This is a genomic window from Aliiroseovarius sediminis (genome assembly GCF_022678485.1).
GTDB classification, from domain to species: Bacteria; Pseudomonadota; Alphaproteobacteria; order Rhodobacterales; family Rhodobacteraceae; genus Aliiroseovarius; species Aliiroseovarius sediminis.
Genome location: NZ_JALBYP010000037.1, coordinates 1 through 11611 on the forward strand (window position 1 = coordinate 1; position 11611 = coordinate 11611).

Consider the following 11611-nt stretch of genomic DNA (forward strand, 5'->3'; position numbering starts at 1 on the left):
TGCGCCTCGGTAAAACGGCTCTTTCGCATTCGTCTGCTCCTTCAGGGTTGGGCAGACTCTACATCACAGTGAGGGATCTCGCGGGGGGCAGGTCAAGAGTAAGAGCTATCCAGTTAACCAAAAAAGGACCGCACCAGTCTACACCAGTGCGGTCCCTTGTCTTTTATAGGTTAAATACCCGAAGGATCAGAACTCCATCTTAACAAAGAGGCCCAAGCCGTGGCTTTCGTAGGAGCTCCCGTAAGAACCGCGATATTCTGCGCCTACAACCGTTTTCATACCAGCACTCTGTGACACCACAGATGTCAAACCAATGCGCGCATCGACCCAATTCTGATCGATAGCATCAACTGGCGTACCACCTGAAGGTAACCCGACAAAACCGGAGGAGACGAGTTGATCGTCGCCCGAGGATTGTGTCAGGGCAAGGCTGCCATAGGCGCGGGTCTTACCGGATTCACCGATCGCATACTCGCCGCGCGCACCAATGCTCGCCACCGTGGTCCAGCCTTCCTGCTCACCCACCGCAATGTTCATGGCGCCAGCACCGGTTTCGTCGAAACCATCAACCGACAGTTTGTAGCGTTCGATTGAGGCCATCGGGCCCCAAGTCAGCGCGCCACGATTGAACATGTAGTCAGCCTGCAATGCCATGAACTTTTGCGTCCCGTCCGTCGCGCCAGTGGCGACCCCGCCACCGAAAACGTTGCGTGCCGTGTCAAAGGACAGGTCCTGATAACCAACCACAGCCTGCAGAGTGCCGCCTTCCCCGAAAGTCGTGCGACCGTAGGCAGCGAGTGACCAGCCTGAGGCATCCACCGTGCCGCGACCAGCAAAGGCATCAGCCTTGCCGTCCAGGCTGCCGATCATCACGCCAACCGAGGCCGTCGGGCTGATCGAGGCTTCCAGCCCCGCGTTAAAGCCGCTGGACTTGACGTCATATCCAATGCCGTTGGCCGTGGTCTCAAAGCTGGCCGAGCTACCATGAGCCGAAACAAAGCCGCGTAGGTTTTCTCCTATCGCCCATTTGCCTTCACCTTTGGTTGACAGCGCGATGCCGTCGTTACCGAATTCGACACTGGGAAGGCCCACTGCGAATACCTGATCGCGGCCAAGGCTCATCCCCAGACCCGAGAAGGCACCCAAGAAGCTGAAACCCGTCCGCTCCAGTGCTTCGGCCTGCTCTGCAGCATCCAGCGCCAGAATATCATCGATTGTAGTCTGATAGGCGGCAGCATTGCCCGTATCAAAATAGGGCACGTTGGCCGCGGCATCGAGATGGCCAGCAGTCCGGAACTGATATTCACTGGTCGTTTCTGTAACAATCGGACTAAACGTCGGTGCAAACCGCAAAATATATTCTTCCGCTTCGATATTGCCGACCGTTATGGTGTAGTTAAGGTTGGCATTGCGCAGATCTTCGATCGCATCGACTTCGAACAGGCCGTTTGCCTGCATGGACGCGACGATATCGTCCGGCACCAAGCCTCCGTCCACATACCCGAGATCGGCTCTCACCACACCCAAGGAAGCGGCAAGCTCATCAAGGCGGGCATCAATATCCGCAGGGACTTCCAATGTGCCGTATGTCCAGCCACCGGCAGAGGGGTTGTTCCATGCAACCAGTGCGCCTTCGTCGTCCGGGTCTGCGTTATCATCCCAGAACATACCCTCGGGAACCATCGTATCGTCGAGAATCGCTGTGCCGAAGTTTGCGACATACTCCGCGTTGCTGAGAGCACCAAAGGCCAGTTCGTTGTCCGACTCTGTAAGATCGATCATAGCCTTGTCAGACGAGAAAAAACCAATCGTTCCCTCGTTACCGCCTGAACCAAACAGGCCGTCAGGCAATCCGGAGCCCAAGCCGATTTGATCTGCGTCCAAGTTGAACAAAACAGCGTTCGCGGGGTCTGCCGCATCCATCATCACACCGTCTGAATCCAGCAACTGCAAAGAGAAGCCCGTCATCCGTGCGCCAGTAAAGTTCGAAGCCTTTCCGAAGGTTAAATAATCAACCGACGGATAATCCGCACTCGGTGTCGTGCGCAACTGCATATCAAACGGGGTTGGTCCGGTGATATATGTCTTGATCCGCTTGCCGGATCCGCGTTCGGAATCGCAATAGATATCAGGATTGCTGGCCATCAGGCAGTTGGTGACATTGCCACGAGACGTGAGGCTGGAAAAATCCGTGATGATTTCTTCATACGGGTCGACGTAGATTGTTCCACCCGACCCATCATCAGCTCTTGTCCGAGTGAAGGTAACGGCCTTGATTCCGGGCGCCACCACGCCTTCTTCAGGGTCGACGAAGATCATGCCACCCCCCGATGTGCCGATCAAAACATTTTCGGGCAATGTATCTGCCCAGACAGGCACTCCAAACGCCGTAGCGAGTGCGAGCGGCGCAACTGTGCCGAGTATTATTGTATTAATTTTTCGCATGGATTTTCCCCTTTGCGTTAGTCATTGGACGGGGCACAAAAACACTGGCTAAGAAGTCCGCCAGAATAACCGAACTGGCAAGATGCCCAATCCCCCCAACTTACATTCACATTCCGCATGTGGCATGTGTCCGTCAGTCGAAGCAATAGGGTTAATGCAGAACACGCTGTCATCGCTTTAGATAATTCCTTACATGTCCATTTTTGCAACACGTCGTTTCTTTCCATCTCATAAAATCGGAGGGAGTCTATTTGGGTGCCATCACTGCGATTTCCTAATAAATGCCTGCCTTCACAACCAAGCTGCCTCACGGCCTAAATCGAAACCACCTCAAGAGAAAAAGAAAGAGCGGAGGCACATCGTAACGGGCTGGCACACTGAGCTTTTCAAACGAATAGAAACACTGCGGACCTGGAGAGACGGCATATCGAAATTCCGATTTCCGCCCTCTCTGCCGATCGTGCCCTCGCACTATCGTGCCGAGGCGAATGAAAAAGCGGGCTAGGATTTAGAAATAGACATAATCTCCCACCAAATCCGGGTCCGTATCGAAATCACCCTTGCCTACCGGAGGTTCTCTCAGTGACAAGCCGCCAGGCCCGACGCTGCGAGATATCGTGATCCCGCATCGCCCTGAGCGCTGCCTCTCGCCGCTTGATCAGCGTCGTCAGTTCTTTCCCAGAAGACCTTTCAGGACCACGTTGTCGAGCATCGTATCGGCCAGCAGGCGCTTGAGTTTGGCGTTCTCGTCCTCCAGCGCCTTCAGCTTGGCGGCTTCCGATACCTCCAGGCCGCCGTATTTGGCTTTCAGCTTGTAAAACGTGGACGGGCTCAGCTGAACCGCTCCGGGTTTACCGGAGAGTAAAACTCTCAAAGGATGAGCCCTATGGATCAGAAGAAGCCCACCCCGAAGTATACATCCGAGTTCCGCGAGCGCAGCGTCCGGCTATTCCGCGAACAGCGGCCCGATTACACCAGCGACAACGCGGCCTACCGCGCGATCGCATCGAAGCTTGGCTGTTCCCATGACACTCGTCGCGCCTGGTGCATCCAGGCCGCCCGTGACGCTGGCGAGCGTGGCGGCGCGACCAGTGAAGAGAAGGCACGGATCAAGGCTCTGGAACGCGAGGTCAAGGAACTGCGCACCGCCAACGAGATCCTGAAGAAGGCGTCGGCGTATTTTGCCCAGGCGGAGCTCGACCGCCCACTGAAACGATGATCGGGTTCATCAACGATCACCGGGCCGAGTATGGGGTCGAGCCGATCTGTCGCGTGCTGCCGATCGCCCCTTCGACCTTCTACGAGTATCTGGCGGTTGCCCGCGATCCGGATCGTGCATCTGATCGTGCCAGACGTGACAAGGTTCTGCGCCGCGAGGTGCAACGGGTCTGGGATCAGAACTTCAAGGTCTACGGCGTTCGCAAGGTCTGGCACCAGATGCGCCGGGAAGGGTTCGATGTGGCCCGCTGCACGGTGGAACGTTTGATGCGTGAGATCGGCATTCAAGGCATTGTTCGTGGTAAGGCCCAGAGGACGACCCGACCGGACAAGGCGCTGCCATGCCCGCGCGACAAGGTGAACCGGCAGTTCCGGGCACCGGCCCCGAACACGCTTTGGGTCAGCGACTTCACCTACGTGTCGACCTGGCAGGGCTTCGTCTACGTGGCCTTTGTGATCGACACCTTCGCCAACCGGATCGTCGGCTGGCGCGCGTCACGATCCCCACAGACACAGTTCGTGCTCGATGCCTTGGAACAGGCGCTTTATGAGCGGAGGCCGACTGGCGATCTCGTTCACCACAGCGACCGGGGCAGCCAGGGCGGATTCAACCGGTCGTCGCAACACTTTCGTTTATATCCTGTTTGAGCAGTTGGTCGAGGGCTTCAGCTGGCGTCTGCCAACCAAGCGTCTTGCGTGGCCTTGTGTTCAAAGCATGCGCAACAGCGCGCAACTCATTAGTGCCATGTCGGCTAAGATCTGTACCCTTTGGAAAGTACTGGCGCAGCAGGCCATTTGTGTTTTCATTGCTTCCGCGTTGCCAAGGACTTTGAGGGTCACAGAAATAGATTTCCAACCCCGTTTCGATTTGGAGTTGGGCATGTTGAGCCATCTCGGCACCCTGATCCCAGGTCAAAGACCGGCGAAGCTCAACAGGCAGTTCCATGATTGTCTCTGCGATAGCATCACGGACCGCTTCTGCACCATGACCAGCCAGCGCTGGTCCATTCTTGGATACGTCACCCTTCCCATAGCCCTCCATGCGCGGCAGGTGTAAAAGCATTGTAAAGCGTGTTGTGCGTTCTACGAGCGTGCCGATAGCCGAACTCCCAAGGCCGAGAATGAGGTCGCCTTCCCAATGGCCTGGTACCGCCCTGTCTCCAACTTCTGCGGGGCGATCGCCGATCATCAGCGCATCTGCAAGGAAGGGTCTGCCACGACCTCGGGCGCGTTCTCGGGGCAAACGCAATGCGCGACCAGACCGCAAACAGGCTGAGAGTTCGCGCTTCAATGCACCGCGTCCTTGAATATATAGCGCCTGATAGATCGCTTCGTGACTGATCCGCATGGTTGTGTCCTCAGGAAAGTCTACTTTCAGGCGTTGCGCAATCTGCTCGGGGCTCCAGGCCGAAGACCAGCGCCGACTTTGGCGATGAACGGCACGACGTCCTTTCCATACCACAACGGGACCATCGAAAGCGATGCCGTCAGGTGTGGCGATGAGGCCCGATAGCCGATCCTGTACATAATCACGAAGGGCGGAATTACATACCAATTTACTTGGCTTGGGGCGCTTTGCTGCGCGATCTGCATGCCATTGGGCTGTGATAGCACGATAATCAAAATCACCACCACGCGTTGCAGAATTGCGCCTGATCTCCCGAGAGATTGTGCTGGGTGACCGCGATAGCTTACGCGCGATTGTGCGGATCCCTGTTCCTCGCGCGCATTCCAAAGCAATTTCTTCACGCTCAGAGAATGTCAGACTTCGGCGCTTCAGGGCAGTGGCCGAGGGTGAAAGATGTGTGGGAGGCATTCCGCCAGAACTCCTAAACCACCGGTTTCCAACAGGACCAGAAACGCCTGCTTTGATTGCAGAGACCTCACTAGAATGACCTGCGGCCACGCTCCGCCAGAACAGGCACAGATGCTCACGTTGCCAGACCGGGGGCCGACCTGGCGAGTTCAATTTGTTCCGTATCGAGCGTTCGGACTTTCGTCTGCCGGTCTTGGTCATTTACACCTCTTAAAATGGGGTGTTGCGACGACCGGTTGAATCCGCCCAGTATGTGTCGATCCGCTACACCGAACGCCTGGCTGAGGCCGGGATCGAACCGTCGGTCGGCAGCGTCGGCGACAGTTATGACAACGCTCTGGCGGAAACCATCATCGGCCTGTTCAAAGCCGAGGTCATCAAATTCCTCGGCCCATGGAAGTCCGTTGGTCAGGTCGAATGGGAAACCCTGAAATGGGTCGATTGGTATAATAACACGCGCCTGCACAGCGCCATCGGTTACGTCACGCCGAACGAAGCAGAGGAAATCTTCTACGCAAGCTTGAACGCAGATGAAAAAGCAGCCTAACTATTGAAGCAAACCCTCTCCGGTAAACCCGGGGCGGTTCAGAGCGAGGTTCAGCCCAAATTCACGTCCCATTCTGACCCGGCGAGCCAATGGACCGCAGCCCGCAAGGGGCCAGCATTCTTCAGCTATTCCGAAAATTACCTCATCGACACTGACCATGGTGTGATTGTCGATGTTGAAGCCACTCGATCAATCAGGCAGGCCGAGGTCGGCTCAACCAAGACGATGCTGAAGCGGGTGAAGGAACAGTTCGATCTGCACCCCGAGCGTCTGATTGCGGACACTGCCTACGGCACCGGGCCGCTTCTTGGTTGGTTAGTTGACCGCAAAATCGCCCCGCACATCCCTGTCTTCGACAAGTCCGGGCGCAACGATGGCACCTCCAGGTGTCCACGAAGGGTGCGTAAGACGCCTACACCGCGTGGAAAAGTTCGTGTGCCATGTCGGCATAGCCCTTGTCCGTGATCTCGTTTTCGGAAAACACCGCTGCACCGTCACTGCGTTTAAGATCAAGGCAGAAATAGGGCTCTGCCCCGGCGCAAGGATTGTTGTGTGCAGCATGGTCACGGTCATCCGAGGCGTTAAAGACAAAAACAGGGTAAGCTGGCCCATCCGAGGTCACAACTGTATCGCCAAGCGTTGGAGCCCGGAAGCCACGCGCCCGCAAATCCTCGGCCACTTCCTGCAGATAGCTTTCGATTTTGACCGCGAGCATCGGGTCGCCGTCACAGATACCGGGCCGGTAATCGATCAGATAGCTGTCGGGATCCTCGAAGCACACCTTAAAACGGGTCGTCGGCCAGTCGGTCTGCGCAACCGCATCCATCGCCAACCCCAGACAGGCAACGCATACTGCGCCCAGAAGCTGAATAATCCGCATGTTTGTCTCCCTCCTGATCAGACCCGATCATGCGATTGCGACAAAGAGCAAAAAGCTTGTCAAACAGTGCAGAGGCAGTAGCGCGAACCGACAGTAGAAAACGGCACAGGCCATTTACACCCGACTATTGATCAGCCGCCGCATTCCTTTATGGCTGCGCGGTGGGTATTGCCGATCTCGTTGGTCCGGCCCAGCAAGACTACGCTGCTGATGCCAAGTTTGGCGGCCTCGGTGCGGCTGGCCTCTGTCCAGGCATCGATACGACTTTCACCTGTTTCCATTCGCGCAAGATAATCCGCCCCGATCGCCTCATAGATCGCATAGTCTTCGTTCCCGATCTGTGTTCGCAAAGCTTCGGAAGCGCAATCGCAGACGGTTTCGCTATCCAGTTCCATGCACATTCCCTTTACCCCATCGTCGGCCAACGATGCCGTTGGAATGGTGCAGGCTATGAGCAGAATAAATGCGCTGTCTCTTGACTGTTGAAGCAAAGCGAACCTCCCTGAGAGCAATCGAAATCGACACAAATTCTTGCACACCCGACGGTGAAAGTGAAGCGCAGCACAACCGGAAGGCTGATACGGCCTTGAAATGCAGGCCTTTCGGCCGGGGAAAGTCAGCTTGCAAGCGCAGGGAAAGTCCGTGTTCACCCGTTGCTGAAATTCCTGCACCTTGCAGCACTCAACACATCGAGCACACAACCGACCTCGGATGCGCCGCAGCATATTGTGATATGATCACTCGTCAACGTCGGGTTGTCGTTGTGGGAGGGCGTGGCGGATCGGAGGATCAGTCATGGAAACACCAAACTTACCTGCCATTCGCGTACTTCGCCCTGCATGGAATAAGGGGCGTATTGTCGGCCAGAAACGCCCGCTCAAGCCAAAGCACGTTTGGGCAATTCGAGTACGCTTGGAACTGGCAGAAAATCATCGCGATCTCGCTCTCTTTAACATGGCCATCGATAGCAAACTTCGCGGCTGCGACCTTGTTCGGATGCAAGTCGTGGACGTGATGGCATCTGGTCAGATCAAAGAACGGGCATCTGTGCTACAAAGCAAAACGCAGAAACCGGTCCGCTTTGAGTTTTCAGAAGGCACCCGCGCATCGGTCGCAAAGTGGATGGAAGACCCGCTGATGGTCGGGTCGGAATATCTCTGGCCAGGGCGGTTTCATGAGCGTCTCCACATCTCAACCCGCCAGTATGCGCGGATTGTCAGGGAATGGGGTTCGTCCATTGGCTTGGAAGTCACCGCCTACGGCACCCATTCTATGCGACGGACAAAGGTCACTCAGATTTACAAGAAAACCGGCAACCTTCGTGCCGTTCAGCTCCTACTGGGGCACACCAAGATGGACAGCACCGTCCGATATTTGGGCGTCGAGTTGGAAGATGCTCTTGCGATCGCTGAGGCCATTGAAATCTGAAGCTAAGGGCTGTCTTCAGGGACGGCCCAAAGCTGCCGTTGGCGACTGATTGTCTCGCCGAAGTGCGACTTTCCCGTAGCGGACATTGCCATGTCTGACGTCAGACATCTACACGCCCATCACAGTGCAGGTCACAGGCTGTTCATCTTTGCTTCACCCCTCAAGCTCCAAATATCCTTCGAGGTCAGTCCTCATCTTCGGATCTAGTGCGTCAGGATGCATGAGGCGGCTATAGAATAGTGTAAAATAGACGACTTTAATTGCGTTCACGATGCAAGCAAGCATGGCCTGTAGGATAAAACCCAGAAATACGAACAGGAAAACGGGCAACCAGTTGAAGACAGTGTCAGGCCCGATGAAGCCAATTTCGGGAATATCGGGGGACAAGTCTCGCAAGGCACCCGCGGAGAATGCCTCTGGTAAGCTTGCGCCGAAGTATAGCCCGCATACGATTGCGGCCAGCATACCAAAAACATAGAGAGGAGCCATCAGAGTTCCGATCACACCGCCCATGATGTCGACACCAAAAACGCCGACGAGTGTTTCGGGCACATGCTCTTTTAACCGCTTCAGGCGTCCGGCTCCGTCGCGCAGTCCCAATTTGTCGATAGCAACCGCAGGCAACATGAAGTGGTTTACCAGATCCCAGACCTCGCCGATTCCACCCAGCAAGATCGACATGAGACCGCCTTCCTTGTTCTTGCGACTTGCAACCCAGGTCGCAACCATATCCAGCATTGCAAGGCTGCGCACTTGGGAGCCAAGTCCCGCAAGTTCGCGGCGGGCATCGCTATGTCTCGGAGTGCCCCCGATCGCGGTGTCATAGGTCAGGCGACTTAATGTCAGCTTCGCCCGATTGTAGAAGAAGTATTTGTAGAAAAACATTAGCACGCCACCGAACAGGAACCAGCCGCCACCGCCGCTGCCATTGACTACCAAGAAGAGTCCGACAAAGAACACCACAACCATTGCGGTCGCATACACCCACATAGCTATCAGTGGGGTCAATAGCGCGCGATTGCGTCCAACAACGGTGAAGGTGTGACGTACGAGATACCCCAATTGGGCCAGCCGTGCCTTTTTATCTGGCTTTGAAAATTCCATTGTTTACTCTCCCTGTCGATAGTTTGTCGTGCGATCACCGCGACACGCCGTCGCTCAACGGCCCGAATGCGCTTTCGTCGGCTGTAATTTGGGCCGCGCTCTCTTGCATCGCCAAGGTGAGTGCTTCGGCGTCTGTGCCTACAACTTGGCTTTCCCTTTGGGCGATGATCTTTCCTGTTTCGATATCAATGACCCGAGCGAAAACGCTGAGACTGTCAGGATTGTCATACTCGACAATTTTGAAATCGAGCATCCGGCGAGGTGGATCGAGGGTGCCTTCGGCTGCGGCATTCTCGCGACTGACATCCTGTGAGGCGCTGTCAAAGATACAGTCAACGGGCTGATTTTCGGTTCCGTCTAAAAGTGTCAAATTCATGCCGCGTTGAACGGTCATTCCACCACCGAAAGCATCCATCCAGCTATCGATAACGCGCGGGGTCACAGCATTAAATCTGAATACGCGGGTTGCCCCTCCGCCCGTCAGTGTACCCGTCCAGCCAGAGGTGGCGGAGCGGAGGATATCCATTCGCATTCCTTGCCCAGAAATGGTGATCCTGTCGCAGCCGTCATATGTCAGGTCTACGGTACCTTCACTCCGATTTGGTGGTTCTACATGGACCATGCCACTCGCCAACAAAGTCACGGCCCCAGAGACCGTGCTGTAACGGCCTTGGCAGGGCAAGGGGTCAGCGAACGCCCCCGATCCAAAAAGAAGGCATGCGACAATTGCTGAACACGCAGCGTTCCGCAACCTCATTGCGGGAAGCTCCATCCCTCATGCTCGACACGGAATATCCGAATTGGCGCGCCAGACTGGTCAGGGTCGGACCTTAGGGAAAACACCGCACGAGAGGACTGACCGAAATTGGTGAAGTCCACGTTGATCGTAATCATACCCTGCAACAATGGGTGGTCGGGGTCGGGCGAGATACGGGTGATCTCGCCCTGAAAATCTTGCGCGTTGTATAGAACATCGCCCCCGCGCCCTGCCAATTCAGGAACTACGCCAGCAAAGAAGTATTGCGGCGCCAACCTTGGGCCGAAGGGGTTCTCCGCCGCGCTGCTTTGCGCTTCGAAGGTGGCATAAAGATCGCTCACCAATCGAGCCGCATCGTCGATCATTGCGTCGCCGGTTTTATAAACCACGTCAGACCCGACATCATCGGCCTCGACATGTCCCCAATCCGGCTCCAGAAACCGTTGCGCGACCCAGCCGGACTTGATGTAGTCATCCGTCTGCATGAGGCACCAACGCTGTGGCAGGTTATTGCGTTGTTCCTCTGACAGACGTTGGTAGATATAAGGGAGCAACAGAGGCACACAGGTGACCTGTTTCAATGCGCGGGCATTGTGCGGAAGGCTGTCGATCACCAGATAGTCGGTTCCCGGTCCCATCCGCATATTCAGAACATCATCCGCAGCAACTCCAGTCACCCGCCACGCGTCAGGCCCGTGACCGTCGATTTCGGCCTGAGCGGTCGATGCGACAAACGCCATGGCACAGGAAAGCGTGGCCGCCATAAAGAGCTTCGTCATTACTTAACCTCCACAACAGAACGACCCAAAAGCTTGCGGTTCGAGACATCCAGATAGCGGACTTCATAAAGGCCCGGCTCGTCGGGCATTTTCAATTCCATGCTCTGGCCCGCTTCGATTTTCTGCGCCGAAATCCAGCTGAAATCCGGCTGTTCCTTGAGAGCCAAAGCGATCCGCTGGTCAGCACCTTCGCCGCCGCCCGTCCATGTCACGGTAATCGTCTCGCCAGTTGCGGCCGTCTCGGGGGCCGACAGCCCCGCTCCGTCATCAAGCGGCGCATCCGCGGCAACCACCTCCAATGGCGCGCTGGCCAGCGTGCGACGGCCTTCGTTAAGGACATAGCGCAGTTCGTAAAGGCCACTTGCTTCGGGTGCGCTAAGTCGGCCCTTATTGGCCTTCCCAACGCGAATATATCCATCTGAAGAGCCCTCATCCGCGCCCGCTGGAACGATGGTAATAAAGTCGCGCGCGTTGATTGTACTCGACCAGCTGACATCTACATCCGTTCCGGCACGCACGATAGCGGCGCCGGCAATTCCGATCTCGGCGTCGACCACTTCAACCGGCACGCTTGCCAGCGTCCGACGGCCCTCGTTCAGCACATAGCGTAACTCGTAAAGGCCGGTGGTGGCGGGCG

The 11611-nt window shown here is 56.1% G+C and carries 9 protein-coding genes, 4 pseudogenes and 1 other annotated feature; of the genes and pseudogenes, 4 read left to right on the forward strand and 9 right to left on the reverse strand.

The features are described 5' to 3' along the window. Positions 1 to 186: 186 nt before the first annotated feature. Together MN186_RS14080 and MN186_RS14085 are read right to left on the reverse strand one after the other, a co-directional pair. Positions 187 to 2445 carry a choice-of-anchor F family protein gene (locus MN186_RS14080; protein ID WP_242115008.1) on the reverse strand — a complete coding sequence of 753 codons (2259 nt, stop codon included), beginning with the start codon at positions 2443 to 2445 and terminating at the stop codon, positions 187 to 189. Positions 2446 to 3029: 584 nt separating this feature from the next. Further along, positions 3030 to 3280: pseudogene (locus MN186_RS14085) on the reverse strand (transposase); the annotation flags it as partial. Between the two features lie 51 nt (positions 3281 to 3331). On the opposite strand from MN186_RS14085, the pseudogene MN186_RS14090 reads away from it, so the two are divergent. Continuing rightward, a pseudogene (locus MN186_RS14090) lies at positions 3332 to 4263 on the forward strand (IS3 family transposase); the annotation flags it as partial. Next, positions 3619 to 3735: a sequence feature (AL1L pseudoknot), on the forward strand. (Overlaps the previous pseudogene by 117 nt.) Positions 4264 to 4270: 7 nt before the next feature. Here the strand turns inward: MN186_RS14090 and MN186_RS14095 are convergent. Beyond that, positions 4271 to 5680, reverse strand: a complete 1410-nt coding sequence (locus tag MN186_RS14095) for an IS30 family transposase (protein WP_242115009.1) — start codon at positions 5678 to 5680, stop codon at positions 4271 to 4273. 16 nt (positions 5681 to 5696) lie between these two features. On the opposite strand from MN186_RS14095, the pseudogene MN186_RS14100 reads away from it, so the two are divergent. Further along, a pseudogene (locus MN186_RS14100) lies at positions 5697 to 6026 on the forward strand (integrase core domain-containing protein); the annotation flags it as partial. A gap of 42 nt (positions 6027 to 6068) precedes the next feature. Then, positions 6069 to 6491, forward strand: a pseudogene (locus tag MN186_RS14105) (transposase); the annotation flags it as partial. Here MN186_RS14105 and MN186_RS14110 read toward each other — a convergent pair. Continuing rightward, complete coding sequence (locus MN186_RS14110) at positions 6439 to 6906, reverse strand: hypothetical protein (protein WP_242115010.1); 468 nt, start codon at positions 6904 to 6906, stop codon at positions 6439 to 6441. The pseudogene MN186_RS14105 and the gene MN186_RS14110 sit on opposite strands and share 53 nt — an antisense overlap. 131 nt (positions 6907 to 7037) lie before the next feature. Further along, a complete protein-coding gene (locus tag MN186_RS14115; RefSeq protein WP_242115011.1) occupies positions 7038 to 7301 on the reverse strand; it encodes a hypothetical protein in 264 nt (87 codons plus the stop codon). 400 nt (positions 7302 to 7701) lie between these two features. Here MN186_RS14115 and MN186_RS14120 point away from each other — a divergent pair, with 400 nt between their 5' ends. After that, positions 7702 to 8334 (forward strand): tyrosine-type recombinase/integrase, encoded by a 633-nt coding sequence (locus MN186_RS14120; protein ID WP_242115012.1) that lies wholly within the window; start codon positions 7702 to 7704, stop codon positions 8332 to 8334. 153 nt (positions 8335 to 8487) lie between these two features. Here MN186_RS14120 and MN186_RS14125 read toward each other — a convergent pair whose 3' ends face one another. From MN186_RS14125 to MN186_RS14140, 4 genes are all read right to left on the reverse strand, one after another. Continuing rightward, a complete protein-coding gene (locus MN186_RS14125) occupies positions 8488 to 9438 on the reverse strand; it encodes a hypothetical protein (RefSeq protein WP_242115013.1) in 951 nt (316 codons plus the stop codon). 34 nt (positions 9439 to 9472) lie between these two features. Next, a complete protein-coding gene (locus tag MN186_RS14130) occupies positions 9473 to 9964 on the reverse strand; it encodes a hypothetical protein (RefSeq protein WP_242115014.1) in 492 nt (163 codons plus the stop codon). A gap of 227 nt (positions 9965 to 10191) precedes the next feature. Next, positions 10192 to 10974, reverse strand: a complete 783-nt coding sequence (locus MN186_RS14135; protein WP_242115015.1) for an SH3 domain-containing protein — start codon at positions 10972 to 10974, stop codon at positions 10192 to 10194. Continuing rightward, positions 10974 to 11611: hypothetical protein (locus tag MN186_RS14140; protein WP_242115016.1), on the reverse strand; the 638-nt coding region annotated here is incomplete at its 5' end. The genes MN186_RS14135 and MN186_RS14140, both read right to left, overlap by 1 nt.

Bases quoted from the DNA above. Each gene is read 5' to 3' on its own strand.
- MN186_RS14080 (WP_242115008.1), bottom strand. From the start codon at position 2,445: ATGCGAAAAATTAATACAATAATACTCGGCACAGTTGCGCCGCTCGCA.
- MN186_RS14095 (WP_242115009.1), bottom strand. From the start codon at position 5,680: ATGACCAAGACCGGCAGACGAAAGTCCGAACGCTCGATACGGAACAAA.
- MN186_RS14110 (WP_242115010.1), bottom strand. From the start codon at position 6,906: ATGCGGATTATTCAGCTTCTGGGCGCAGTATGCGTTGCCTGTCTGGGG.
- MN186_RS14115 (WP_242115011.1), bottom strand. From the start codon at position 7,301: ATGGAACTGGATAGCGAAACCGTCTGCGATTGCGCTTCCGAAGCTTTG.
- MN186_RS14120 (WP_242115012.1), top strand. From the start codon at position 7,702: ATGGAAACACCAAACTTACCTGCCATTCGCGTACTTCGCCCTGCATGG.
- MN186_RS14125 (WP_242115013.1), bottom strand. From the start codon at position 9,438: ATGGAATTTTCAAAGCCAGATAAAAAGGCACGGCTGGCCCAATTGGGG.
- MN186_RS14130 (WP_242115014.1), bottom strand. From the start codon at position 9,964: ATGGATATCCTCCGCTCCGCCACCTCTGGCTGGACGGGTACACTGACG.
- MN186_RS14135 (WP_242115015.1), bottom strand. From the start codon at position 10,974: ATGACGAAGCTCTTTATGGCGGCCACGCTTTCCTGTGCCATGGCGTTT.